The 22,721-nt window shown below is 67.0% G+C and carries 22 protein-coding genes and 1 riboswitch; of the genes, 13 read left to right on the top strand and 9 right to left on the bottom strand.

Annotated elements, in window-relative coordinates; genetic code table 11:
- Nucleotides 1-70: 70 nt before the first annotated feature.
- Nucleotides 71-802 carry a response regulator gene (locus tag ACM9HJ_RS03015; protein ID WP_416570197.1) on the bottom strand — a complete coding sequence of 244 codons (732 nt, stop codon included), beginning with the start codon at nt 800-802 and terminating at the stop codon, nt 71-73.
- A gap of 224 nt (nt 803-1,026) precedes the next feature.
- Between ACM9HJ_RS03015 and ACM9HJ_RS03010 the strand changes: the two genes are divergently transcribed.
- From ACM9HJ_RS03010 to ACM9HJ_RS02980, 7 genes are read left to right on the top strand one after another with little or no spacing between them, the layout of a single operon-like run.
- Nucleotides 1,027-1,344 carry a TrbC/VirB2 family protein gene (locus tag ACM9HJ_RS03010; protein WP_416570196.1) on the top strand — a complete coding sequence of 106 codons (318 nt, stop codon included), beginning with the start codon at nt 1,027-1,029 and terminating at the stop codon, nt 1,342-1,344.
- Nucleotides 1,344-1,622 (top strand): type IV secretion system protein VirB3, encoded by a 279-nt coding sequence (locus ACM9HJ_RS03005; protein WP_416570195.1) that lies wholly within the window; start codon nt 1,344-1,346, stop codon nt 1,620-1,622. The genes ACM9HJ_RS03010 and ACM9HJ_RS03005 overlap by 1 nt, the downstream gene beginning before the upstream one ends.
- A gap of 11 nt (nt 1,623-1,633) precedes the next feature.
- Nucleotides 1,634-4,030 carry a VirB4 family type IV secretion/conjugal transfer ATPase gene (locus tag ACM9HJ_RS03000; protein WP_416570194.1) on the top strand — a complete coding sequence of 799 codons (2,397 nt, stop codon included), beginning with the start codon at nt 1,634-1,636 and terminating at the stop codon, nt 4,028-4,030.
- Nucleotides 4,027-5,226 carry a type IV secretion system protein gene (locus ACM9HJ_RS02995; protein ID WP_416570193.1) on the top strand — a complete coding sequence of 400 codons (1,200 nt, stop codon included), beginning with the start codon at nt 4,027-4,029 and terminating at the stop codon, nt 5,224-5,226. The genes ACM9HJ_RS03000 and ACM9HJ_RS02995 overlap by 4 nt, the downstream gene beginning before the upstream one ends.
- Entirely contained in the window at nt 5,223-5,960 is a 738-nt protein-coding gene (locus tag ACM9HJ_RS02990; RefSeq protein WP_416570192.1) for a TrbG/VirB9 family P-type conjugative transfer protein, read from the top strand. Before ACM9HJ_RS02995 ends, ACM9HJ_RS02990 begins: the two co-directional genes overlap by 4 nt.
- Entirely contained in the window at nt 5,960-7,030 is a 1,071-nt protein-coding gene (locus ACM9HJ_RS02985) for a TrbI/VirB10 family protein (protein ID WP_416570191.1), read from the top strand. The genes ACM9HJ_RS02990 and ACM9HJ_RS02985 overlap by 1 nt, the downstream gene beginning before the upstream one ends.
- On the top strand, nt 7,027-7,986 hold the full coding sequence (locus ACM9HJ_RS02980; RefSeq protein WP_416570190.1) for an ATPase, T2SS/T4P/T4SS family: 960 nt from the start codon (nt 7,027-7,029) through the stop codon (nt 7,984-7,986). The genes ACM9HJ_RS02985 and ACM9HJ_RS02980 overlap by 4 nt, the downstream gene beginning before the upstream one ends.
- Here the strand turns inward: ACM9HJ_RS02980 and ACM9HJ_RS02975 are convergent, their stop codons facing one another.
- The 5 genes from ACM9HJ_RS02975 to ACM9HJ_RS02955 all read right to left on the bottom strand — a co-directional run bounded on the left by ACM9HJ_RS02975 (nt 7,987) and on the right by ACM9HJ_RS02955 (nt 15,356).
- Entirely contained in the window at nt 7,987-9,273 is a 1,287-nt protein-coding gene (locus ACM9HJ_RS02975) for an MFS transporter (protein ID WP_416570189.1), read from the bottom strand.
- Nucleotides 9,270-10,823: a serine hydrolase domain-containing protein gene (locus ACM9HJ_RS02970; protein ID WP_416570188.1), complete on the bottom strand. Its 1,554-nt coding sequence runs from the start codon at nt 10,821-10,823 to the stop codon at nt 9,270-9,272. The genes ACM9HJ_RS02975 and ACM9HJ_RS02970 overlap by 4 nt, the downstream gene beginning before the upstream one ends.
- Before the next feature lie 31 nt (nt 10,824-10,854).
- The gene (locus tag ACM9HJ_RS02965; RefSeq protein WP_416570187.1) at nt 10,855-11,958 is read right to left on the bottom strand and encodes a dipeptidase; all 1,104 of its coding nucleotides are present in this window, start codon (nt 11,956-11,958) and stop codon (nt 10,855-10,857) included.
- Nucleotides 11,959-12,018: 60 nt separating this feature from the next.
- Complete coding sequence (locus tag ACM9HJ_RS02960; protein WP_416570186.1) at nt 12,019-14,256, bottom strand: TonB-dependent receptor; 2,238 nt, start codon at nt 14,254-14,256, stop codon at nt 12,019-12,021.
- Nucleotides 14,257-14,351: 95 nt separating this feature from the next.
- Complete coding sequence (locus tag ACM9HJ_RS02955; protein ID WP_416570185.1) at nt 14,352-15,356, bottom strand: dipeptide epimerase; 1,005 nt, start codon at nt 15,354-15,356, stop codon at nt 14,352-14,354.
- Between the two features lie 163 nt (nt 15,357-15,519).
- Between ACM9HJ_RS02955 and ACM9HJ_RS02950 the strand changes: the two genes are divergently transcribed.
- Entirely contained in the window at nt 15,520-16,170 is a 651-nt protein-coding gene (locus tag ACM9HJ_RS02950; RefSeq protein WP_416570184.1) for a helix-turn-helix domain-containing protein, read from the top strand.
- A 99-nt stretch (nt 16,171-16,269) separates the two neighbouring features.
- Nucleotides 16,270-16,376: riboswitch (SAM-I-IV-variant riboswitch) on the top strand.
- Between the two features lie 54 nt (nt 16,377-16,430).
- Entirely contained in the window at nt 16,431-17,474 is a 1,044-nt protein-coding gene (locus ACM9HJ_RS02945) for a threonine aldolase family protein (protein WP_416570183.1), read from the top strand.
- A 9-nt stretch (nt 17,475-17,483) separates the two neighbouring features.
- Here the strand turns inward: ACM9HJ_RS02945 and ACM9HJ_RS02940 are convergent, their stop codons facing one another.
- Together ACM9HJ_RS02940 and ACM9HJ_RS02935 are read right to left on the bottom strand one after the other, a co-directional pair.
- On the bottom strand, nt 17,484-18,395 hold the full coding sequence (locus tag ACM9HJ_RS02940) for a LysR family transcriptional regulator (RefSeq protein WP_416570182.1): 912 nt from the start codon (nt 18,393-18,395) through the stop codon (nt 17,484-17,486).
- The gene (locus ACM9HJ_RS02935) at nt 18,392-19,792 is read right to left on the bottom strand and encodes a coniferyl aldehyde dehydrogenase (protein ID WP_416570181.1); all 1,401 of its coding nucleotides are present in this window, start codon (nt 19,790-19,792) and stop codon (nt 18,392-18,394) included. Before ACM9HJ_RS02935 ends, ACM9HJ_RS02940 begins: the two co-directional genes overlap by 4 nt.
- 183 nt (nt 19,793-19,975) lie before the next feature.
- Here ACM9HJ_RS02935 and ACM9HJ_RS02930 point away from each other — a divergent pair, with 183 nt between their 5' ends.
- Genes ACM9HJ_RS02930 through ACM9HJ_RS02920 form a run of 3 tightly spaced genes read left to right on the top strand, consistent with a single transcriptional unit; the run spans nt 19,976 to nt 21,999 of the window.
- Nucleotides 19,976-20,392, top strand: a complete 417-nt coding sequence (locus ACM9HJ_RS02930) for a hypothetical protein (protein ID WP_416570180.1) — start codon at nt 19,976-19,978, stop codon at nt 20,390-20,392.
- Between the two features lie 25 nt (nt 20,393-20,417).
- The gene (locus ACM9HJ_RS02925; protein WP_416570179.1) at nt 20,418-21,425 is read left to right on the top strand and encodes a sterol desaturase family protein; all 1,008 of its coding nucleotides are present in this window, start codon (nt 20,418-20,420) and stop codon (nt 21,423-21,425) included.
- Nucleotides 21,406-21,999 (top strand): hypothetical protein, encoded by a 594-nt coding sequence (locus tag ACM9HJ_RS02920; protein WP_416570178.1) that lies wholly within the window; start codon nt 21,406-21,408, stop codon nt 21,997-21,999. Before ACM9HJ_RS02925 ends, ACM9HJ_RS02920 begins: the two co-directional genes overlap by 20 nt.
- Here the strand turns inward: ACM9HJ_RS02920 and ACM9HJ_RS02915 are convergent.
- The gene (locus ACM9HJ_RS02915) at nt 21,953-22,258 is read right to left on the bottom strand and encodes a type II toxin-antitoxin system ParD family antitoxin (protein WP_416570177.1); all 306 of its coding nucleotides are present in this window, start codon (nt 22,256-22,258) and stop codon (nt 21,953-21,955) included. The genes ACM9HJ_RS02920 and ACM9HJ_RS02915 overlap by 47 nt on opposite strands.
- A 73-nt stretch (nt 22,259-22,331) precedes the next feature.
- Between ACM9HJ_RS02915 and ACM9HJ_RS02910 the strand changes: the two genes are divergently transcribed.
- Nucleotides 22,332-22,706 (top strand): hypothetical protein, encoded by a 375-nt coding sequence (locus tag ACM9HJ_RS02910; RefSeq protein ID WP_416570176.1) that lies wholly within the window; start codon nt 22,332-22,334, stop codon nt 22,704-22,706.
- The last annotated feature ends 15 nt before the right edge of the window (nt 22,707-22,721 follow it).

Genomic DNA, 22,721 nt, shown 5'->3' with positions numbered 1-22,721 from the left:
CATTCCACCGCGAGAAGATTGCAAGTTTCTATCGTAACCGCTTTTGACGGCGCCGAACAGTCCTATACCCCTACCGCGTCACGGCGGGGACGAACATGTAGCCTTCGTTGCGGACGGTGCGGATCAGTTCGGCGCTGTCGTCGGCGGCGGCCATTTTGCGGCGCAGGCGGCTGATCTGCACATCGATGGCGCGGTCGAAATGGTCGGCCCTTTCGCCATGGGCGAAATCCAGCAGCTGGTCGCGGGTCAGCACGCGGCGCGGATGGTCCACCAGGGCGCGCAGCAGCCGGAATTCGGCATCCGACAGGCTCACATCCTGGCCCGACGGGGCCGATACCATGCGGCTGTCGGGCTGCATGCGCCAGCCGGCGAAATTGATCCAGGGCTCCGCCGCGGCCGGGGGCGGGGCGGCAGTCGCTGCTTCCGCCGGCACCGATGCGCCCCGGCTGCGGCGCAGGGCGGTGCGGATACGGGCTAGCAGCTCGCGCGGATTGCATGGTTTTTCCATGTAATCCTCCGCCCCCATCTCCAGCCCGACGATGCGGTCGATGTCGCTGCCCACGGCCGACAGCATGATGACGGGCGGCCCGCCGCTGGCGGCCAGGCCCTTCAGGGCGGTCAACCCGTCCTCCTGCGGCATCATCACGTCCAGCACGATCAGGTCATAGCGTTCCACCGCCAGCTTCGCCCGCATTTCAATGGGGTTGGAGGCCGTGTCCGTGCGGTATCCGTGCCGGTCCAGGAAGGTGGAGATCAGGCCGCGCAGGCCCGGATCATCATCCACGATCAATATGCGGGTCATCAAATCCATATCCCGATTATGGCCTTGGGACCCTTTCTGTACGAGCCGAAAATCTCCCGCCCGTGTCGGATTGTTGCAGCATGTTGCAGCGGGTGAACCGTTATGCGGTCCATTGCAACGCCCCTGACACAAGATGGCGCACGGGCCCGTCGCCCCGACATATGCCGGCAAAGCCCGCGCCCTATCTCTTTCCCCATCACGCGATGCCAAGGGAGAGAACGAGCATGCGCAGCCTGAAACGGACCCTGGCGGCCCTGGCCCCCCTTCTGCTGTCGGCCCATGCCGCCCTGGCCCAGGGGACGGGTGGCGATCCGCAGGGGGCGGGCCCGATCGTGGCGGCCCTTTCCTGGATGCAGGGCACCCTGATGGGCAATGTCGCCACGGCGGTGGCGGTGATGGCGGTGGCGGCTGTCGGTTTCCTGATGCTGACGGGGCGGCTGAACTGGCGCTTCGGGGCAACGGTGGTGCTGGGCTGCTTCATCCTGTTCGGGGCCGGTGCCATCGTCACCGGCATCCAGGCGACGACGGCGGTTGCCCGCTGATGCTGAGCCGCACCCCCGTTTTCCGCGCCCTGACCCGGCCGCAGATGTTCGCCGGCGTGACCTATAATTTCTTCGTCATCAACCTGCTGGTGACGACGGAAGCGTTCCTAGTCACGCGTTCCTTCCTGGCGCTGCCGGTGGCGCTGCTGGTGCATGCGGCCGGATATCTGGCCTGCCTGCGGGAACCACGCATCTTCGACCTGTGGCTGACCAAGGTCACCAACTGCCCGCGCGTTCCCAACTGGAAGCGCTGGCGCTGCAACTCCTATAGGCCCTGAGGAGAGCCCCCATGCCGACATGGAAAGGTCCCGCATCCTGGGCCCGGCGGGAGGCCGGCGCCGGGGACCGGTTGCCCTACAAGGCGTTCCTGGACGATGGCAGCCTGCTGCTGCGCGACGGGTCGCTGCTGCGGACCATCCATGTGGCGGGATTGCCGTTCGAGACGGAGGATGGCGAGGCGCTGAACCACCGGCTGGCGGTACGGGAGGTGATGCTGCGTTCCGTCCTGGATGCGCGGCATGTGGTCTATCACCATGTCATCCGCCGCCGTATCCAGCCCGAACTGACCGCCGAATTCGACAGCCCGCTGGCCGGCCTGATCGACCGGCGCTGGCGGGATCGGCTGTCCGACCGGCACCTGTTCATCAATGAACAGTTCCTGACCATCCTGCGCCGCCCGGCGCGGGGCAAGGCGGGGCTGGTCGACCGCATCCTGTCGCGCGGCCGCTCCCCCCGCCGGCTGGAGGCCGACCGCCGTGCCCTGGACGCCGCCGTCGCCGCCCTGCTGGCCGGGCTGGAACCCTATGGCGCCCGCGCCCTGGGCATCTATGACACCGCATCGGGGCCCTGTTCGGAGGTGCTGGAGCTGTTGTCGGCGCTGTATAACGGGGAGATGCGGCCCGTCCTGCTGCCGCCCGAGGGCACCGACCTGGGGTTCCACATCCCCTATAGCCGCGCCAGTTTCGGCCTGGACGCGCTGGAACTGGCGGGGCCGCAGGGGCGGCATGTGGCGGCCGGCCTGTCGGTGAAGGAATATCCCGATGCCACGCGGGCGGGCCTGCTGGACGGTATCCTGCGCCTGCCGGTCGAACTGACCCTGACGGAAAGCTTCGCGCCCGTGGACCGGCAGACGGCGCGCGAGCGCATGGATCTGGCGCTGCGCCGCCACCGCGCCACGGATGAGGAGACGGGCACCGAACGGGCGGAGATGCTGGCGGCGCGCGATGCGCTGTCGGCAGGCCAGGTGGGGTTCGGCGACCATCATCTGGGCCTGCTGGTCCGCGCCCCCGACATGGCGGCCCTGGACGGCGCCGTCGCCCTGGCGGGTGCCGCCCTGGCCGATATCGGCGCCATCGCGGTGCGCGAGGATGTGAACCTGGAGCCCTTGTTCTGGGGACAGTTTCCCGGCAACGAGCGCTATCTGGTCCGCCGCGCCCTGATCAGCACCGCCAATGCCGCCGGCTTCCTGTCGCTGCACGGCTTCCCGCTGGGCAGCCCGGCCGGCAACCATTGGGGCGACGCGGTGGCGATGTTCGAGACGACAAGCGCCACCCCCTATTTCTTCAACTTCCATGAAGGCGACCTGGGCAATTTCACCATCATCGGCCCGTCGGGATCGGGCAAGACCGTGGTGCTGAACTTCCTGGCCGCCCAGGCACAGAAATTTCGCCCGCGCACGGTGTTCTTCGACAAGGATCGCGGCGCAGAGATTTTCCTGCGCGGCATCGGAGGCCATTACAGTCGGCTTCTGCCCGGCGAGGCGTCGGGCATGAACCCGCTGCAACTGCCCGACAGCCCCGTCAACCGCGCCTTCCTGCGCCTGTGGCTGGCCTGCCTGTTGAAGGCCGACGGGCCGGAGGAGGAAGCGGCGATCGCTGATGCCGTCGATGCCTGTTTCGATCACGCCCCGCATCTGCGCCGCCTGCGCCATTTCCGTGAATTGCTGGCCGGGGCCGCGCGGCCAGCACCGGGCGATCTGGCCAGCCGGCTGGCACCCTGGATCGGCGGGGGCGAGCATGCCTGGCTGTTCGACAATGCGGACGACCGGCTGGACCTGGAGGCCCGTGTCCTGGGCTTCGACATGACGGCACTGCTGGACATCCCGGCCCTGCGCACGCCGGCCATGATGTACCTGTTCCACCGCATCGATGAGCGGCTGGACGGCGACCCGTCGATGATCCTGATCGATGAGGGTTGGAAGGCGCTGGACGATCCCGTCTTCGCGGCGCGCATCCGCGACTGGCTGAAGACGCTGCGCAAGCGCAACGCCATTGTCGGCTTCGCCACGCAATCGGCGCGCGACGCGCTGGACAGCCGCATCGCCAGCGCCATCGTCGAACAGACATCCACCATGATCTTCATGCCCAACCCCAAGGCGCGGGAGGATGATTATTGCGCCGGGTTCGGCCTGTCGCCGCATGAGCTGGAGCTGATCCGCGGCCTGCCGGCGCATGGGCGCTGCTTCCTGGTCCGCCATGCCAGCCATTCCATCGTGCCGCGCCTGGATCTGGGCGGCATGGCCGACATCCTGACGGTGCTGTCGGGGCGGGAGGCGAATGTCCGCCGGCTGGACATGATCCGCGCCGGCACCGGCGACGATCCCGCCCGCTGGTACCCGCGCCTGACGGGCACGCCCTGGCCCGGTGCTGTGGAGAATGCCGGTCCGGAAAGGATGGCGGCGGAATGAGCGGGACCTGCCCCGGTTTCACCAGCCTGGACGGCAATGGCGGCGTGGCCGGTGCGCTGCGCGCCGTCGACTGCCTGGCCGCCCAGACCACCGAAAAGGCCTTCTCCACCCTGCTGGGGCCCGACGGCGCGCTGGGTCAGGCGCTGACCCTGACCCTGACGCTGTATGTGGCGCTGATGGCGGTCAGGATGCTGACGGGGCGGGCGGGTATCGGCCTGTCCAGCCTGACCCCGCGCATGATGGGGCTGGGCCTGGTCCTGTGTTTCGCCACCTCCTGGGCGGCCTATCATCAGGTGGTGTGGAACCTGCTGGTCGGGGCACCCGACCATCTGGCCTCGCTGCTGGCCGGCACGCGTGGATCGGCCCCGTCCTTGTTCGCCGACCGGCTGGACCAGCTGTTCCAGCTGGTGCTGGAGGCGGCAAGGCAGTCGGCCAGTACGGGCGGGGAGAAGCCGACAATGCTGGCCGGCATGCGGCCCGCTGACCTGCTGTGGCTGGCCTCGCTGCTGCTGCTGTTCGGCACGGTGGGGGTGCTGGTGGCATCGCGCATCGCGCTGGCGGCCTTGCTGGCGCTGGGGCCTGTCTTCATCCTGCTGGCCCTGTTCCGGGCGACCAGCGGCCTGTTCGAAGGCTGGCTGCGCGCGGCCGTCCTGTTCGCCATCGTGCCCTTGCTGACGGTGCTGGTGGGGACGGGTGCTTTGGGCCTGATCGCGCCGATGCTGTCCGACCTGGCCATGGCCGGTGGTGCGCCGACGCCGGAACTGGCCGTGTCGGTGCTGCTGGGGGCGGGGGTGTTCGCGCTGCTGATGCTGCTGGTCCTGCGGGTGGCCGCCGCCGTCACGGCCGGGTGGAAGCTGACCCTGCATGGCGGGGCGGAGATGCGGGGCAGGGCGGGGGGGGCGGCACAGGCCAGTGCCAGCGCTTCGGTCGCTCCCATCCTGTCATCCGCCCCGTCCCGGACCGCTGTCATGCCGCACGCATTGTCCATCCAGATGCCGTCCGGCAGTGCGGACGGGCGCATGGGCGGCATCCAGGCCGCCGCATCCCGGCCCACCGCCATGATGCATTCCGGGGCGACCGCACCCATGGGTGACGCCACCCGCCAGATGCCCGCCACAGCCAATCGACCTGCCAGGAACATCGCCGGCCTGGGCCAGCGTTTCCGCCGCCCCACCGTCAAAGGAACCGCCCCATGAACAAGCGCATGCTGATCCTGCCGCTGCTGGCGGCCCTGCTGTCCACGACCCCGTCCTTCGCCGACAGCCGCATCGTCTGGAAACAATATGACGAGGCGGCGGTGGTCACCGTGCCCGGCCGCACCGGCATCCAGACGACGATCCAGTTCGAACAGGGGGAGCGGATCGAGAATGTCGCCATCGGCGACAGTGCGGGCTGGCAGGTCACGCCCAACCGCCGGGCCGACCTGCTGTTCCTGAAGCCGATGCTGCCCGACAGCCGCACCAACATGACGGTGGTCACCGACCGCCGCACCTATCTGTTCGACCTGACGACGGGGGGCAAGGGCGGGCCGCTTTATGTCATGCGTTTCTCCTATCCCGTGCCTACACCTCCACCGGTCGCGACCGTGGCGGAGGCAGTCCCGCCGGAGATCACCGCCGACCCCGCGCCGGTACCGGAAGCCCCGATCCCAGCCGCGTTGAATTTCGCCTGGGCGAGCGAGGGGACGAAGCAGCTGCTGCCGGCTCAGGTCTTCGATGACGGGCAGACGACATATCTGCGGTGGGAAGCGGGGGCGGAGGTGCCGGCCATCCTGGTTCCCGGTCCCGACGGGGTGGATGGCCCCGCCAATTATGCCCTGCGCAACGATCTGATCGTGCTGGATGGCGTGCCGCGCCGCATCATCCTGCGCAATGGCAAGCGCGTGGCCAGCCTGACCCCGGCCACCCAGACCGCGCAAAGGATGCCGTGATGCGTACGATCACCGACCCCGTTCGCATCGGCGACGATCCGCGCCTGTCCATGTCGGCCGGTGCCCTGGTCCTGGCCGGCCGTCCCCAATATCCCACTGTCGCCGACTGGCGCGGCGGCGGGCTGGGCCTTGCCACCGGCATGGTCTGCGTCCTGGCGCTGGGCGGCCTGACCTTCTGGGGATTGAACCAGTCGCGCCAGCCGGTGGCCCCGGCCGCCGCCCCACCCGTCCCGCCGCCGGCACAAGTGGCCCCGATCCCGGCCCCGGTGCCGGTGGCGGCGACACCAGCGCCGCCCGTGCCGCAGGCGATGCGCACGCTTGACCCGCAGCGCCTGTCGGCCCCGGTCATGGTCTTCGACATGTCGGTTCCGGCCCCCGCCAGCGCCCCCGCACCTGCGACAGCCCCGGCGGTTCCGGCCACGAGCAGCCCAGGCCCAGCCGCCCCCGCCAGCCTGTCCGACAACGAGGCGTTCGCCCTGCGCGTCGGCAATGGCGGGGTGGATACGGCCAGTGCCGTCCATGCCATCGCGCCCTCGACCACGGTCGCGCAGGGTGCCTTGATCCCGGCCGTGCTGGAAACCGCCATCGACAGCGACCTGCCCGGCTTCGTCCGTGCCGTGGTCAGCCAGGATGTGCGCTCCTTCGACGGGACGCGCGTACTGGTGCCGCGCAGTTCCCGCCTGATCGGACAGTACAAGTCCGGGCTGCAGGCGGGGCAGAAACGGGTCTATGTGCTGTGGACGCGGCTGATCCGGCCCGATGGCGTGTCGGTGGCCCTGGCATCGCCCGCCATCAGCCAGGATGGCAAATCCGGCCTGTCGGGCGATGTGGACACGCATTTCGTGGAACGGTTCGGGTCGGCCACCCTGCTGTCGGTGGTGGGGGCCTTGTCGGCCATCGGCAATGCCGCCCTGGTCCTGTCGGGATCGCAATCGGCCGCCGGCGTGGCGGCTCAGCGCGACAGCCAGATCCCGCCCACCATCCGCGTCGACCAGGGCCAGCCGATCCGCGTCTTCGTGGCCCGCGACCTGGATTTCTCCCTGGTCGCCAATGACGGGGGGCGGTCATGAATGCTAGCGTCGCCATCCTGAACGATGCCGTCTATCTGGCTGAATATCTGGCCCCGTTCCACCCGTTCCTGGACGACAGGCTGGTGACGGAGATCATGGTGAACCGGCCGGGGGAGGTCTGGGCCGAACGGGCCGGTGAGGGCATGCTCCGCCACCTGGACAGCCGCATCGACGACCAGTTGCTGCGCCGTCTGGCCGAACAGGCGGCGCGCCTGTCGAACCAGGGGATCAACCGCAACCAGCCGCTGCTGTCCGGCCGCCTGCCCGACGGGGCGCGGGTGCAGTTTGTGGCTCCATCCGCCACGCGTGGCCATTGGGCCATGGCCATCCGCCGCCACCGGCTGGTCGATGTGCCGCTGTCGGCCTATGCGGCATTGCCCCCTGTCACGGATGATGGCTGGCGGGGGCGGGACCCGATGCAGGACCCGGCATCCTATCTGGCCGCCGCCATCAAGGCGCGGCGCACCATCCTGGTCAGCGGCGGCACCTCCACCGGCAAGACCACGTTCCTGAACGCGCTGCTGCGCCAGATGCCGGAGCAGGAGCGGCTGGTGGTGGTGGAGGATACGCCGGAGATCACCCTGTCCACCCCCAACGCCCTGGGCCTTGTCGCGGTTAAGGGGGAGATGGGGGAGGCGCGGGTAACCGCCAACGACCTGTTGCAGGCATCATTGCGCCTGCGGCCCGACCGGATCGTGCTGGGCGAATTGCGCGGGGAGGAGGCGGTGAGCTTCCTGCGCGCCGTCAATACCGGCCATCCCGGCTCCGTCAGCACCATCCACGCCAACAGCCCGCAGGGCGCCCTGCAGCAGTTGGCCCTGATGGTGATGCAGGCCGGGTTCAACCTGTCGGTCCAGGACACGATCGCCTATGCGCGCAGCGTCGTGGATGTGATCGTGCAACTGGACCGGCGCGACGGCGTGCGCGGGATCAGCGGCATCTGGGAAACAGGCTGATCACGCGCCGGCACGCCGGAAGAACCGGATCGACTGGTAAAAGGACAGGGCGGCACCGATGGCGCAGGGCGCGCACAGGACGGCGACGGCGATGCCCAGCCGGCTCTCGCCGCCCAGCGTGGAACTGACCAGGGCGATCAGCGGCGGGGCCGTGGCACTGGCGAAGATCGCCGTCAGCAGGGTGTTGGTGCCCAGTGCCAGTCCCCGCACCTCGTTCGGGATGTTCAGCGTGATGGCGATGACGCCCAATGTCGCCACGACGGCACCCGCGAAGATATGCGCCGTCAGCATCGCCGCGAATATCGGCACGCCCGGCGCCATGCCGAACAGCGACAAGGGTGCTATTGCCAGGGCCGCCACCACGGCCGGCACCAGCACCCCGGCCCGCCCGCCATGGCGCTGGCCCAGCTTGCCCAGCCAGCCGCTACCGCCGGCCCCGGCAATGCCGCCGACCAGCAGCACGGCACTCAACCAGCCGGCGAACTGTCCGGGCGTCAGGTGGTAATTGCGGATCAGCATGGGTGTGGCCCAGACCGATGCCGCCTGGATCGTCACCTGGCTCAGCAGCAAGGCGATGATCAGCGGTAGCAGGAAGCCGCGATATTGCCACAGCTCCCTGAGCGCCACCGACGTCTTGCCGCTCTGGTCATGCTGTTCCTGGCGCGCCGGCTCACGCACCGGGGCCAGCATCAGCAGGATGACCCCGCCCAGCATGGCGGCGGCCAGATAGAGCAGGCGCCAGGGCGGCAGCCCGGACAGCAGGCCGGGATCGGCACCATGCCAGCGGGTCAGCGCATCGAAAGCCAGGCCGCCGGCCAGGATGCCGATGCCCTGGCCGGCGGCCTGGCCCACCACCAGCAGGCTGGTCGCCACCGCCCGCCGGTCCGGCGGATAAAGATCGGCGGCCAGGGAAAAGGCGGCGGGCACCAGCAGGGCGGCATTGGCGCCCAGGATGACGCGGCCCACCACCAGCGACAGGAAGTTGGGCGCCAGGGCGGTGATGACCATGGCGATGATCCAGGACACCAGGCCCCAGAACAGCAGCCGCGTGCGGATCTTCCGGTCGATCAGCCGGCCACTGGGGATCGACGCGATGCCCAGCGCCAGTCCGAAGGCTGTGCCCTGCAACAGCCCGACCTGCAGGTCGGTCAGGGACATGTCACGCTTCATCGGCTCGATCAGCAGCGTGGTCAGTGTGATGTCCATGGACAAGAAGAAGCCCAGGATCGACAGGGCCAGCAGGGCATAGCGGGCCCGCGCCGGGGAGGGGAAACCGGGATGGCTCATGTGCGGCGCTCGAAGCCCAGGCGCTGGGTGCGGCCGGTGGTGAGAAGGAAGCCGTTGCCGGCGAATTCCAGGGTGGCGGCCAATGGCAGTGGTCCCGCGCCGCGCGCTTCCCAAAGATCGGGTGCCACAGGGGTGAGGTTGTAGATGAAGGACCCGACTTCATTGCGCAGGGTCAGGCGCGGCGCCTCTTCCCCGTTCCGGGCGATGCTGGCGGTGATGCCAGCGGCGGCGCTGTCATACTCGCCCAGGATCGTGGCGGCATCCTGCCCTTCGGTTGGGGTGACACGCAGCAGCAGCTCCTGCTGCCCGAACTCCGTCAGTTCCAGCGACGCCCCGTCGCTTGCCGGGCGCAGGCGCATGTCGGTGGGCACGATGGGCATGCTCAGCCAGCCCTGATCGTCACGTTTGGCCGGCAGGGTCATGCCGCCCAGGCGGATGGCCTGCCTGCCCTCATGCGCCACCAGGGTCAGCTTGCGGCCGGTGTCGCGGTTGTAATAATCGCCGGCCACGGGTTTGGCGGCAAAATCCTCCGGCAGGGGTGGCAATCCAGGCAGGCAGCGGTCGATGATGTCGTCGATCAGCTTGTACAGTTCCAGGCTGTTGCGGCCGTTGGACATGATGATGATATCCAGCTCAGGCCCCAGCACCTTGATCATCTGGCTGGAACCGCCGACGACCGCACCGGCATGGTGCACGGTGTCCAGCCCGCGATGCTTGGTCATGCTGAGACCCAGGCCGTAGCCATGGGTGGCGTGCGGGGTGCGCATCGCCGCCCATGTGGCCGCACTGCCGACCACCGGCGCGCTCATATGCTTCAGCCAGAGCAGCATGTCATTGACGGTGGAGACGATGCCGCCCTCCCCGCCGATGGGGGAGCCGAACACGCCGCGCACATAGCCGCCGGTGGGGCTGGGCACATGCAGAGTGGCGCTGTTGGGCACTAGGTCGGTGTCCAGCGCCCGCACCATCGTGTCATGCATGCCCACCGGTTCGAAGATGCGCTCGCGCAGGAAGGCACCGAACTCCTGCCCACCCAGCCGCGTCACGATTTCGGCCAGCAGGATATAGCCACCATTATTATAGCTCCAGCTGGCGCCGGGCACGAAATTGACGCTGTCCAGGGCCGCCAGCATCCGCAGCTGGAAATCGGCCGGCGTCACCATGCCTGGACCGGCACTGTGCAGCAGCAGGTCCAGGCTGTCGCGCATGCCGCTGGTATGGGCCATCAGCTGGCGCACGGTCATGATGTCGGCCCAGGCCGGCAGTTCCGGCAGGTGGCGGCGCACGCTGTCATCGATGGACAGCTTGCCTTCCTCCGCCAGCAGCATGACGGCCAGCACGCAGAAATGCTTGCTGGTGGACCCGATGCGCATGCGGATGCCGGGCGACAGGGTGACCGGCAGTTCGATGCTGGCCATGCCGACACCGCGCCGATAAACGGGCCTGCCCTGCAGCGCCACGCCCACGGCGAAACCCGGCGCGTTGGTGGTGTCATAGGGGGCCAGAAGCGCGTCGAGCGCCGCAGGCTCGATCCGGGCCTGGACTGTCATCTGTCTCTCCGTATCTTTGTCGAAAGCGCCGTCAGCCGGCTTCTGCCAGAACGCGCAACAGATTGCCGCTCCACAGCTTCTCCAGATCCGCCTCGTCGAAGCCGGCGGCCAGAAGCCGTTCGGTGACGCGGGGCAGGGCGGTCACGTCGCGGAAACCCTCGACCCCGCCGCCACCGTCCCAATCGGCACCAAAACAGACATGGTCGATACCGGCCACGCGGATCGTGTGCAGCAGGGCCTTCATGTAATCCTCGAAATCCGCCCGCCACATCGGCGCGGTGGCGTCCAGCGCGTTCCAGCGCCGGGCCAGGTCCAGCTGTTCGGATACCGACAGGTCGCCGATATGGCCCATGGTGCGGAACAGGCCGGCCCGTTCCGCCGACATGTGCATGGCGGACAGATAGATGGTGGTGAAGCCGATGACCCCGCCCCTGGCCGCCAGCGCCCGGATGCGGTCATCATCCAGGTTGCGCGGATGATCGTAGAAACCGCGCGTGCCGGAATGGGACAGGACCAGGGGCGCCTTGGACAGTTCCAGCATCCGGTCGAAGGCGGCGTCCGATGCGTGGCTGGCATCGATCACCATGCCCAGCCGGTTCATCTCCGCCACCCAGGCCTCGCCCAAGGGGCTCAACCCGTTCCAGCGGGGCATGTCGGTGGAACTGTCGGCCAGCTGGTTGGTGCGCACATGCACCGGTCCGGCCATGCGCACGCCATGGCCGTGGAATTCCGCCAGCAGGCCCAGATCCTCGCCGATCGGGTAGCAATTCTCGATGCTGCGGAACGCCACCATCCGGCCTTCACCATGCAGGCGCGTGGCATCGGCAACTGTGGTGGCCGGCCCGATCCGGTCGGCGAAGCGGGCCAGCGTCTCGTCGATCTCCCGCGACCGGCGGCGGGCCGATGCCAGGGCCGCCGCATAGGCCTCGTCCGTCAACGGTCCTTGCGCCGTATAGATGACGAAGAAGCCGCCGGACAGGTTGCCTTCCATACGCGGCATATCCAGCTGGGCGACATCATCGGCCAGTTCATGCCGCTCATCGAAATGCCAGCCCGGCCGTGCGAAATGGATGGGCGTGTCGAGATGGGCATCCAGCGTCAGCAGGCGGCGATGGAGGTCGGTGGCGTCGGGCATGCTGTCTCCTGCGGCGTGGATGGCGATCCTGGTTAAGGACCGCCATCCGCCGCGCCTACGTCAATAGCTTGTCGACAGGGTCAGCCCGAAGCTTTGCGGACGGATGATGCCGGTGGCCAGCGCCCCGCCCGGATTGACCGGCCCGCCATTGGCCATGCGTGAGCCGGTGGAGGTGCGGCCCTTGCTGTTGCCGATATTCTTGGCATAGGCATCCAGCGCGAAACTGCCGAAATCCAGCCCGGCCCGCAGGTCGATCACCTCATAGGACGGCAACTGCCGCTGATGGCCGTTGGCGGTGCGATAGGCGGCGTCGTAGCTGCCATATTGCTTGGACAGGAAACGTACCGACCCGCCCACCGACGCGGTGATGTCGCCCGTCAGGTCCCAGCTGTAATCACCATTCAGCGCCGCGGTGAATTTCGGCGTGAAGGGCAGGCGGTCACCGTCCAGGCCGCCGATGACCGGTGTGGTGTCGTCACGCAGCTTGGCGTCGGTATAGGCGGCGTTGGCCGACAGTTCCAGGCCCCGCATGGGTCGGAAGGTCACGGTACCTTCGGCACCATTGCTCTTGGCCTTGCCGCCATTGATGTTGATGCCATACTCGTCAACCACGGCGATCAGCTGGATGTCGCGCCAGTCCAGATGGAAGACCGACAGTTCGGCGCTGACCATGCCGTCCGGCGACTGCATCTTGGCGCCGGCTTCGTAGCTGATCAGCGTATCGCTGTCGAACTGGCGCAGCGCATCGGCCGGTGCCGTCGGCGGCAGCGGGTTGGGCCCGCCGGGGCGATAGCCCTTGGCGACGCGGACATAGAGCGACGCATTCTCCGAAATCTTGTATTTCGGGGCGGCGGAGAAGGTGAAGACGTTTTCCGACGACCGGATGTCGGGATATGCCGACGCACCACCGGCCAGGACGCCGTCGGTGGTCTGGCTGGCCGATTGCCGGTTATGGCTGTAGCGGGCGCCGAAATCGACGTCGACCTGTTCGTTCAGATGCACGGTGGCATTGGCGAAGCCGGCGAATTCCTCGTACTTGGAGGGCAACTGCACATCGGCCAGCAGCGGCAGGCTGGTGACCGGGTTCAGCGTGCCGGGCTGCACGGCGAAATAGCCCTGCCGGATCAACGCCTTCTCATGCACGTAATAGCCGCCGACCAGCCATTCGAACGGCCCCGCCTCCGACGAGGTCAGGCGCAGTTCCTGGGTGAATTTTTCGACATTGGTGTCCTGGCCCAGATAAATCTCGTTGGGCGTGCCGAAGACGCCGTTGATCAGGCCCGACAGGTTATGGGTCAGGTCGGTGCGGCTGGCCTGCTTCTGTGAGGAGAAGCTGGTGGAGGAAAGGATATCGGCGAACCCCGCCTCGTACTTGGCCGTGCCGTTATAGACGCGGTATTTTATATCGCGGAAGGACGGGATGAACTGCGAGAAGGTGGGGCGGCCATAGAGCATGGCGATGGTTTCGTGATCGCTCTCCACCGTGCTGGGCGCGTCGGCCTTGATGTCCTGCAACAGGGCGGTCAGCCGCAGCGAGAAGCCGTTGTCCGGGGCATAGAGGGCCGAGACCCGGCCGCCATAGCTCTGGCTGTCATTGATGTTGTTTTCCCGGTCCGACCCGGCCGTGCCGATACTGTCGATGAAGCCGCCGGTCTTGCGGTAATAGCCGGATGCGCGCACGGCGAAATCCTGGCCCATCGGCATATTGACCAGCGTATTGCCGGAATAGGACAGGTCGCCGCCCTTCGTGGTCTCTACACCTACCCGCGAACGGCTTTCCACCCCGTCCGTGTCGGGTTCGTTGGTGATGTATTTCAGCACACCACCCAGCGAGCTGGCGCCATAGAGCGTGCCCTGGGGTCCGCGCAGCACCTCCACCCGGGCGATGTCGAACGTGTCGAAATCGCCGGCCAGGATGGCGCCATTGGCCAGGGCGGTGGAGGAGCCGAACGGCGTCTCGTCCATATAGACCGACACGGTCGATGCCACGCCGCCGGTATTGACGCCGCGCATCACCAGACGGCCCTGGCCGGGCGTGTCCTGGGCCAGTTGCAGGCCAGGCACCAGCTGCAGGTAATCCTGGATGGTGTTGGCCTGCTGCTTTTCCAGCGTGGCGCCGGTGACCACCGACACCGATTGCGGCACATCGATCAGCGTCTGCCGGCGCTTCTGGGCCGTGACGATGATCTCCTCCAGCAGGATGCCGGAGGATGCGGTCGGCTGGCCTTGCGCCAGGACCGGTGCGGTGACGGCCATCATACCGGTGGCCAGCAGCAGCGTATTACGAAGCATCCCCATGAAACTCTCCCGTTTCTGACCCGGTTTCGCGCCTTTTGGCTTGTTTGGGTCGACATCATCCTATTTGGAACATTATTTTCCAATTTCACTATGTGTCAAAGATTTTTCCGATCCGCTGCGTCACGCGTGCCCCAAACCTCTCCACCGACATGGATGTCGCCATCGCGATAGACGGCGCCTGGGGTGCGGTCGCGGGCCAGGAAGATCGGTGAGTCGAGATCGACGATGTCGCAAAGCTGGCCCAGGATGAAGGCGGGGGCCATGGCCAGGCTGGTGCCGACCATGTTGCCGACCATGACACCCAGGCCCAGCTTCCTCGCCTCCGCCGCCATCAGCAGCCCCTCGGTCAGGCCGCCGCACTTGTCCAGCTTGATGGTGACGACGTTGAAACGACCGACGGCGCCGGCGATGTCGGACAGCGACACGATGCTTTCATCCCCGGCGATGGGCATGGGGGAACGGTAGCCTTCGAGGTCGGCGTCGCGGTCGCGGGCCAGCGGCTGTTCCAGCAGGGCGACGCCGGCCGCCTGCAGGGCGGCGATCAGCGGGTCCAGCTGGTCGGCCGTGAAGCCCTGATTGCCATCGACGCTGAGCCAGGCATCGGGCCGCGCCGCACGGATCGCCCGGACTCGGGCGATGTCCAGGGCCAGGTCACCGGTCAGCTTGATCTTGATGGCCTTGGCATCGGCATAGTTGCGCGCGCCCTGGGCCATCACTTCAGGCGTATCGGCGCCCAGCGTGAAGGTGGTGCGCAGCGCCTTGGGAGCCGCCAGCCCGGCCAGTTCCCAGACCGGCCGGCCGCTGCGTGCCGCTTCCAACTCCCACAGGGCGCAATCCACGGCATTGCGCGCACCACCGGGCGGCAGGATATGGCGCAGTTCCCTGCGCGTCACCCCGGTCTCGATGGCGGTGCTGGCTTCGGCGAGCTGGCTTGTCATGTGGGCGACATCGTCGCCCAGGAAGAACACGCCGCCGCCTTCACCGCGGCCCTGATATTCCCCGTCGGACAGGGTCACGACGACGACGTCGGAATGTTCGAACACATAGCCGGAGATGCGGAAGGGTTGGGCCAGACGCAACCGTTCGGTCGCGACCGTCATGTGCAGTCGTGCCATTACTCGATCACCATTGTTCGGGGTGCCGCCACGGGGACGGGCCTTGCTTGCTGATTGCCCTGTCGGCCGGTTGGCAATAGAATTGCCTGGCTAAGTTGCCATGTTTGTCCTGATTGGGACAATATGATCCTGATCAGAAAATTCGTCAATGGAGTATCTGCACTTGTCCTCCGCTCTTCCCACCCTCGGTGCGTTGCTGCGCGGCCTGCGCTCCCGCAAAGGCTGGACTCTCAAGGAAATGAGCGAGAAAAGCGGGATTCCGGTCTCTACCCTGTCGAAGGTGGAGCATGACCGCCTGACCCTGACCTATGACAAATTGCAGCAATTGAGCCGGCGGCTGGGCGTGCGCATGTCGGAGCTGTTTGCCGAGCCGGAGGGGGACCCGTCGCCCGCCGCCGTGACGGCGCGGCGCAGCTTCGGCGACCTGGATCGCGCGGTTCGGGTGGAAACCGACAATTACGATTATTATTATCTGTGCACGGAACTGCGCCGGAAGCGGATGATACCGGTTCTGACCAAGATCAGGGCCAAGACGTCGAAGCAATTCGGCCAGCTCGTCCACCATTCCGGTGAGGAATTCATCTTCGTCCTGAAGGGGAGGGTGGTGGTGAATACAGAATTCTATGATCCCGTCATTCTGGAGCAGGGGCAATCCATCTATATAGACAGCACCATGGGCCATGCCTATCTGGTGGCGGAAGGGTGTGAGGAGGCGGAGGTGCTGGGCATCATGTCCAGTGCCGACGAGGAACTGATGCAGTCGCTTCTCTCCCTGCATGATGAGCGGCTGGCTTCTTAAATATCCGTCCCAATCAGGACTCTATTCTCCAATCGGGATGCATGCCTGATTGGAGAATTTCGCAGCTTGCCAATCCGGCGGCGTCCGGCTACTCACCTGTCCATGCATCGAGAGTCGGGCCGACGCCCGACACCAACCTGCTCCCGGGCAAGGTGGTGCCTCCGATAAGGAGGGATGTGGCCGGACCGGCAAAAAACGGGAAGCCCACGCGCGTCGTCACGTCACTCGAAGGCAGTCACAAGCCGGAAGGGACGTCGGACATGCAGCAATTTCCCCAGCAATTCGCCAGCGACAATTACGCCGGCATCTGCCCGCCCGCCTGGGCCGCGATGGAAGCGGCCAATGCCGGCCATGTGCCGGCCTATGGCGAAGATGCGTGGACCGACCGCGCTTCCGACGCCTTCCGCACCCTGTTCGGGACCGATTGCGAGGTGTTCTTCGCCTTCAACGGTACGGCGGCCAATTCGCTGGCGCTGGCGGTGCTGTGCCAGTCCTATCACAGCGTCATCTGCTCATCCTCGGCCCATGTGGAGACGGATGAATGCGGGGCGCCGGAATTCTTCTCCAACGGGTCCAAACTGCTGGTGGCGCCCACGCCGGACGGCAAGCTGACGCCCGACGCCGTGCGCGCCCTGGCCACCGGCCGGTCGGACATCCATTTTCCCAAGCCGCGCGCCGTCACCATCACCCAGCCGACGGAGACGGGGCTGGTCTATTCCATTGCGGAAATCCAGGCCATCTCCCGGGTCTGCCGCGAGTTGGGCCTGCGCCTGCACATGGACGGCGCCCGCTTCGCCAATGCCTGTGCCGCACTGGATTGCGCGCCGGCCGACATCACCTGGAAGGCCGGGGTGGATGTGCTGTGCTTCGGCGGCACCAAGAACGGCATGGCGGTGGGGGAGGCGATCCTGTTCTTCAACCGCGACCTGGCCCTGGATTTCGACTGGCGTTGCAAGCAGGCGGGGCAATTGGCGTCGAAGATGCGGTTCCTGGCCGCCCCCTGGGTGGGCATGCTGGAAAGCGGCGCCTGGCTGGACAATGCCCGCCACGCCAATGACTGCGCCACCCGGCTGGCGGCGGCGATTGTCGGGCTGGAAGGGGTGGTCGCCGCCTATCCGGTGCAGGCCAATGCCGTGTTCCTGACGGCCCCCATCGCGATGCTGGACGGATTGCGGGAACGCGGCTGGCGCTTCTACAGCTTCATCGGCGGTGCTGCCCGCTTCATGTTCGCCTGGGATGCCGACCCGGAACGGGTCACCGCACTGATCGATGATCTGCGGGATCTGGCGGCGGCGGCCCCATGATCTGCGCCGTCACCCCGCCACCAGCGCCTGCGCCGTCTCGCGCAGCATCCTCACGAAGGCGGTGACGGCGGCACTCTGGCTGCGGTTGCGCAGCAGGTGGATGCCGTCATTGGTCTGCTCCCCCGCCGGCATCGCGTAGGACACAAGATCGCCGTCGCGGCAGGCGGACAGCGCCAGGGAACGGGGGACGACGGTGATGGCCGGGCCCTGGCGCACCACCTCCAGGCAGGCCAAGGTGCTGTCCAGTTCGTAATTGGGAAAGCTGCGCTGGGCGATGCGGGCGCGTATGGGGGCGGCGAAGCGATGCTCGCTGCCCGGCGCCGGTCGGGGCAGGGCCCAGGGCCGCTCCACCACCGCATCGCGCCGCTCCCGCCCCTCGGGCAGCGGATGGGCAGCGGATGTGACCAGCATCAGCGGTTCGCGCGGCAGGGCGGTCACCACCACCTCGTCGGCATAGGCCGACCCGTCGAACTTGCTGATATCGCAGACCACAAGGTCCAGCGACCGGTCGACCAGCCCCTGCAACAGCACATCGGCCGTGCCCCCCGTCACCGTCACCCGCACCCCGCCATGGGCCGCACCGAACCGGCCGATGGCGCGGGTCAGCAGCGGCTGCATCGGATAGGGACCGACGCCGACCCGCACATTGCCCGACCCCGGCCGGCTCAGCTGGTTGGCGGCACTGTCCAGGTTCTCGGTCGCGGCCAGCACATCCTGCACGGGCCGGATCAGCCGGTCGCCGGCATCGGTGGCGCGGACATAGTGGGTGGTGCGGTCGAACAGGACCGCCCCCAGCTCCTCCTCCAGCTTCTGGAGGCTGCGGCTCAATGCCGACTGGGTGATGGCCAGCTCGTCCGCTGCGCGGGCGAAGCTTTGCAGGCGGTACAGGGCCTCGAAATGCTGAAGGCGGCGCAGATTCATGATGGGCCCCCGATGAACAGTCGCGTCACCCATTGCGTCATCTTTCCATAAGGGGCCGCCACCAGATGCGACTGGTTGAAGCGCCCCACGCGCAGCACGGCGCGGGCATGGGACAGGCGCTGGAACCCTTCACGGCCGTGATAGGCGCCGGTGCCGCTTTCCCCCACGCCGCCGAAGGGTAGATCCTCCTGCCCGACATGCAGCATGGTGGCATTCACCGTGACGCCGCCGGACCGGGTGCCGTCCAGCACCTTCGCTACCCGGGCGCTGTCGTCGGAATAGCAATAGAGCGCCAGGGGCTTGGGGCCCGCATTCACGAACGCCATCGCATCTTCCACCCGGTCATAGGGGATGATGGGCAGGATGGGGCCGAAAATCTCCTCCCGCATCGCCATGCAATCCACCGGCGGGTCGATCAGCAGGGTGGGGGGGAACAGCCGGGCGGCATCGTTGCCCGGATCGCGATGGCGCATCGCCTGTGCCCCCGCCGCCGTCGCCTCGGCCACCATCGCCACCAGGCGGGCATGATGGCGGTCGGCGATGATGCTGGTGTAATCGGGATTGCCGCTGATGGCGGGATACATCGCCTGCACCCGGTCCATCAGGATCTGGGCGAATGCGTCCAGCCGGTCGCGTGGCACCAGCACATAATCGGGCGCCACACAGGTCTGGCCGGCGTTGAAGAACTTGCCCATGGCGAGTGTGCGCGCCGCCTTGTCCAGCGGATAGTCAGGCAGGATCAGCACCGGCGACTTGCCGCCCAGTTCCAGAGTGACGGGCGTCAGGTTGCTTGCCGCCGCCTGCATCACCGCCCGGCCGACGCGGGTGGAGCCGGTGAAGACCAGATGGTCGAAGGGCAGGCGGGAGAATTCCTGCGCGATGTCCGCCCCGCCCGCGACCACCGCCACCCGGTCGTCGGCGAACAGGGTGCCCAGCAGGACGCGCAGCATTTCCGCAGTGCGGGGCGCCAGTTCCGACGGCTTGATCATCACCCTGTTGCCGGCGGCCAGCGCATCGACCAGCGGGCCAAGCGTCAGGAACAGGGGATAGTTCCAGGGGGCCAGGATGCCGACGACTCCCAGCGGCTGGTATTCCACCCGCGCGCTGGCCGGCTGGAACGCCAGGCCGGCGCCACGCCGCTGCGGCTTCATCCAGCCCTTCAGGTGACGGCGGACATGGCGGATACCGTTCATCAGCGGCATCAACTCGCCCAACTCCGTCTCCTGCCGGGGACGGTTGCCGAAATCGGCACTGACGGCTGCGATCAGGTCCTCAAGATGCCGGCGGACCAGGGCGGCCAAGCCATCCAGTGCCGCCAGCCGTTCCTTCAGGCCGGGCGCGCCATCGCGCAGCACGGCCAGGCGCTGGGCTTCCAGCAGGCCGCTTAAGTCCGCCATATCACTTGCTCCCCTACGCCATCGCTCTTCCGGCGAAGTGCTTTGCTGATTTTCTTATCTCCACCATACATCACCAATCCTGCCTTGATGCATGATGCGTCCTGCATCAGGTGATGATTTTTTGGCAAGAACGGGAACACTCCACCCCGAATATGATCGCCAGGGCTGCAGAGGCGGAACCTGATGACACTTCTTTATCTGATTGTGGGCAGCAGCCTGTTCATGCTGTTCATCCTCGCCCTGCACCATTGGCTGGGCCAGAGTGCCATTGCGCCCCTGGCCGACCGCGAAACCGCTCTTCGCCGCTTCCAGGAACAATTGCCCGATGCGGGTGCGGCGGGGGCGACCCTGTCGCGTGACGGGCTCTCGGCCCTGGTCGATCTGGGTGATGCCGACCGGTTCGGCCTGCTGCTGCCCATGGGGCGATATTGGGCGGCGCGGGTGGTGGGGCGGGGTGGCATCCGGCGCTGGACGCTGCGCGACGGGGCCCTGAGCCTGACCTTGGCCGATTTCACCGCACCCGCCTTCCGTCTGGTCTTTGCCGATGCGGCGGCGGCGGAGCATTGGCAGGAGCGGCTGGCGGCTCTGCCGCAGAAGTAAAAAACGAGGAAACGGGGGAGAAACGATGCCGGACAATCTGAGCTATCCTGACGTCGCCACCCTGGCCAGTCCGCTCTATCTGTTGCTCCTGGTCCTGGAACTGGTGCTGATGCGCCTGCATCTGGTGAAGGCGCATTACGAGACGCGTGACAGTGCTGCCAGCATGGCCATGGGGGTGGGGTCGGTCTTCGCCGCCATGCTGTCGGGCCTGCTGATCGGCGGTGGCGTGTCGGCCGTGATGTTCTGGGTGTATGATCACCGGCTGTTCGACCTAGGCACGTCGTTGTGGGCGATCCTGGCCTGCTTCCTGATCGACGATATGCGCTATTACTGGGCGCACCGGTTCATGCACCGCATCCGCTGGCTGTGGGCCAGCCATGTCGTCCATCATTCCAGCCAGCATTTCAACTATGCCACGGCCCTGCGCCAGCCCTGGAGCAGCATGGTCATGGGGCTGTTCGTGCTGAAGCTGCCGCTGGCCTTCCTGGGCTTCCACCCGGCCATCCTGATCTTCGCCTCCTCCCTCAACCTGCTGTACCAGTTCTGGGTGCATACCGAAGCCATCGGGCGCATGCCTGGCTGGTTCGAGGCGGTGATGAACACGCCGTCGCACCACCGGGTGCATCACGGGTCAAACCCGCGCTATCTGGACAGCAACTATGCCGGCACCCTGATCATCTGGGACAGGATGTTCGGCACCTTCGTGCCGGAGCAGGACCAAGACCCGGTGCGGTTCGGGCTGGTGCGCGATCTGGGCACCTTCAACCCGCTGCGTATCGCCTTCCATGAATTTGTCGGCATCTTCAAGGATCAGGCGCAGGGCGGGTTGTCCCTGAAGGACCGGTTCCTCTATCTGTTCGGCCCGCCGGGCTGGAGCCATGATGGCAGCCGCGACGATACCGAAAAGATCAAGGAAGCCTATCTGCGCCGCCATCCCGACCAGGCCGGCACGCCGGGCCTCCCCGTTCCCGGCGGCCCGCATCCGGTGCCCGTCATGACGCGGGAGATAGCCGATGCTGCTGGCGGGGAGTGACGCGATCCTGGCCCTGGCCTGCCTGTGGGCGGGCTGGGTGCTGCTGACGCTGCCGGGTGGGAATGGGGGCGTGCGCCTGCTGGGGGCCGCCATCCTGGCGCTTTCCATGCCGTCGGCGGCGGGGGCGGCCCGGTTCGGCGGGGTGGAGGGGGATTGGCTGCCGGCCTTGCACCAGGGGGCGTCCGACCTTTATGCGCTGGTGGGTTTCGCCAGCGCGGCGGCGGCCCTGTTCCTGGTGCCGGACGGACGGCGCTGGCCGCTGGTGCTGGGCATCGCCGTGCTGCTGGTCGCGGGGCTGGCGCTGATGGGGCAGAAGGCGCTGGTCGGACCGCTTGCCAGCCTGTTCATCCTGGCGGGGACGGTGCGGCTGATGCGGGTGGGACCGGGGCGGCTCTGGCTGGGCCTGTCGATGGCGGGGGTGGTCGTGGCCGCCCTGACGCGGGTGCCGGGCCTGCTGGACACCGATGCAAGGATCATCGGGCTGCATCTGGGGCTGGCGCTGTGGGTCGCGGCGCTGGGGGCGGGGGTCAGGGCTTATTCGTCTTCGGTGCCCGCCCCTGCTTACGCTCCTTGATCATTGCTGAATACTTGGCCTCCAATCGGTCGAAGACCTCCTCTGCTGGTGTCACGCGCCCTGCGGCAATATCTTCCATGCTCTCAGCAATGGCTGCTTCAACCTTAGCGACGGCATCGGCGTAGATGAATTGTACCAGTTGATCCCGCCGGATCAGGTCGCGGACATAGTCGCTGGCGCTGGCATAGTTGCCGCTGTCGACCTGGGACTGGACCCAGTCGCGCATACGGTCGGGTACCGAGACATTCATCGTCGCCATCGCGACCTCCATCCAGAAACAGACAGTCAGTTTGCCATCTATTGGCAAAAATTGCCATGCCGGAGACGAACCCATGTCCCATGCCGCCCGATCCGTCCGCCTGTTCGCGCTTTATCTAGGGGCCAACGGCCTGACCCTGCTGTTCGTGCCCAACCTGCTGCTGGGCCTGCTGGGGCTGGCACCGACGCAGGAGCCGTGGATACGGGTGCTGGGGGTGATCGTGTTCAATCTGGGCCTCTATTACCATGCCGGGGCGGAAGGGGTGGGGTTCCAGCGTATCACCATCGTCACCCGTGTCATCGTGCTGGCCAGCTTTGCCGGGCTGGTGCTGACGGGGCTGGCGCCGGGACTGCTGGTCCTGTTCGGGCTGGTGGATTTCGCCGGGGCGGTGTGGACGGCGCTGGCCATGCGGCGGGACAGGGCTGTTTCCCAGAACGCATCACCATAGGTCCCGCAATTCCCG

Origin of the sequence: Niveispirillum sp. KHB5.9 (genome assembly GCF_048066115.1) — a bacterium.
Classification (GTDB): domain Bacteria; phylum Pseudomonadota; class Alphaproteobacteria; order Azospirillales; family Azospirillaceae; genus Niveispirillum.
The sequence above is the reverse complement of the archived record's forward strand: the minus strand, read 5'-3'. Positions and strand labels throughout refer to the sequence as shown.

Bases quoted from the DNA above. Each gene is read 5' to 3' on its own strand.
- ACM9HJ_RS03015 (WP_416570197.1), bottom strand. From the start codon at position 802: ATGACCCGCATATTGATCGTGGATGATGATCCGGGCCTGCGCGGCCTG.
- ACM9HJ_RS03010 (WP_416570196.1), top strand. From the start codon at position 1,027: ATGCGCAGCCTGAAACGGACCCTGGCGGCCCTGGCCCCCCTTCTGCTG.
- ACM9HJ_RS03005 (WP_416570195.1), top strand. From the start codon at position 1,344: ATGCTGAGCCGCACCCCCGTTTTCCGCGCCCTGACCCGGCCGCAGATG.
- ACM9HJ_RS03000 (WP_416570194.1), top strand. From the start codon at position 1,634: ATGCCGACATGGAAAGGTCCCGCATCCTGGGCCCGGCGGGAGGCCGGC.
- ACM9HJ_RS02995 (WP_416570193.1), top strand. From the start codon at position 4,027: ATGAGCGGGACCTGCCCCGGTTTCACCAGCCTGGACGGCAATGGCGGC.
- ACM9HJ_RS02990 (WP_416570192.1), top strand. From the start codon at position 5,223: ATGAACAAGCGCATGCTGATCCTGCCGCTGCTGGCGGCCCTGCTGTCC.
- ACM9HJ_RS02985 (WP_416570191.1), top strand. From the start codon at position 5,960: ATGCGTACGATCACCGACCCCGTTCGCATCGGCGACGATCCGCGCCTG.
- ACM9HJ_RS02980 (WP_416570190.1), top strand. From the start codon at position 7,027: ATGAATGCTAGCGTCGCCATCCTGAACGATGCCGTCTATCTGGCTGAA.
- ACM9HJ_RS02975 (WP_416570189.1), bottom strand. From the start codon at position 9,273: ATGAGCCATCCCGGTTTCCCCTCCCCGGCGCGGGCCCGCTATGCCCTG.
- ACM9HJ_RS02970 (WP_416570188.1), bottom strand. From the start codon at position 10,823: ATGACAGTCCAGGCCCGGATCGAGCCTGCGGCGCTCGACGCGCTTCTG.
- ACM9HJ_RS02965 (WP_416570187.1), bottom strand. From the start codon at position 11,958: ATGCCCGACGCCACCGACCTCCATCGCCGCCTGCTGACGCTGGATGCC.
- ACM9HJ_RS02960 (WP_416570186.1), bottom strand. From the start codon at position 14,256: ATGGGGATGCTTCGTAATACGCTGCTGCTGGCCACCGGTATGATGGCC.
- ACM9HJ_RS02955 (WP_416570185.1), bottom strand. From the start codon at position 15,356: ATGACGGTCGCGACCGAACGGTTGCGTCTGGCCCAACCCTTCCGCATC.
- ACM9HJ_RS02950 (WP_416570184.1), top strand. From the start codon at position 15,520: ATGGAGTATCTGCACTTGTCCTCCGCTCTTCCCACCCTCGGTGCGTTG.
- ACM9HJ_RS02945 (WP_416570183.1), top strand. From the start codon at position 16,431: ATGCAGCAATTTCCCCAGCAATTCGCCAGCGACAATTACGCCGGCATC.
- ACM9HJ_RS02940 (WP_416570182.1), bottom strand. From the start codon at position 18,395: ATGAATCTGCGCCGCCTTCAGCATTTCGAGGCCCTGTACCGCCTGCAA.
- ACM9HJ_RS02935 (WP_416570181.1), bottom strand. From the start codon at position 19,792: ATGGCGGACTTAAGCGGCCTGCTGGAAGCCCAGCGCCTGGCCGTGCTG.
- ACM9HJ_RS02930 (WP_416570180.1), top strand. From the start codon at position 19,976: ATGACACTTCTTTATCTGATTGTGGGCAGCAGCCTGTTCATGCTGTTC.
- ACM9HJ_RS02925 (WP_416570179.1), top strand. From the start codon at position 20,418: ATGCCGGACAATCTGAGCTATCCTGACGTCGCCACCCTGGCCAGTCCG.
- ACM9HJ_RS02920 (WP_416570178.1), top strand. From the start codon at position 21,406: ATGCTGCTGGCGGGGAGTGACGCGATCCTGGCCCTGGCCTGCCTGTGG.
- ACM9HJ_RS02915 (WP_416570177.1), bottom strand. From the start codon at position 22,258: ATGGCGACGATGAATGTCTCGGTACCCGACCGTATGCGCGACTGGGTC.
- ACM9HJ_RS02910 (WP_416570176.1), top strand. From the start codon at position 22,332: ATGTCCCATGCCGCCCGATCCGTCCGCCTGTTCGCGCTTTATCTAGGG.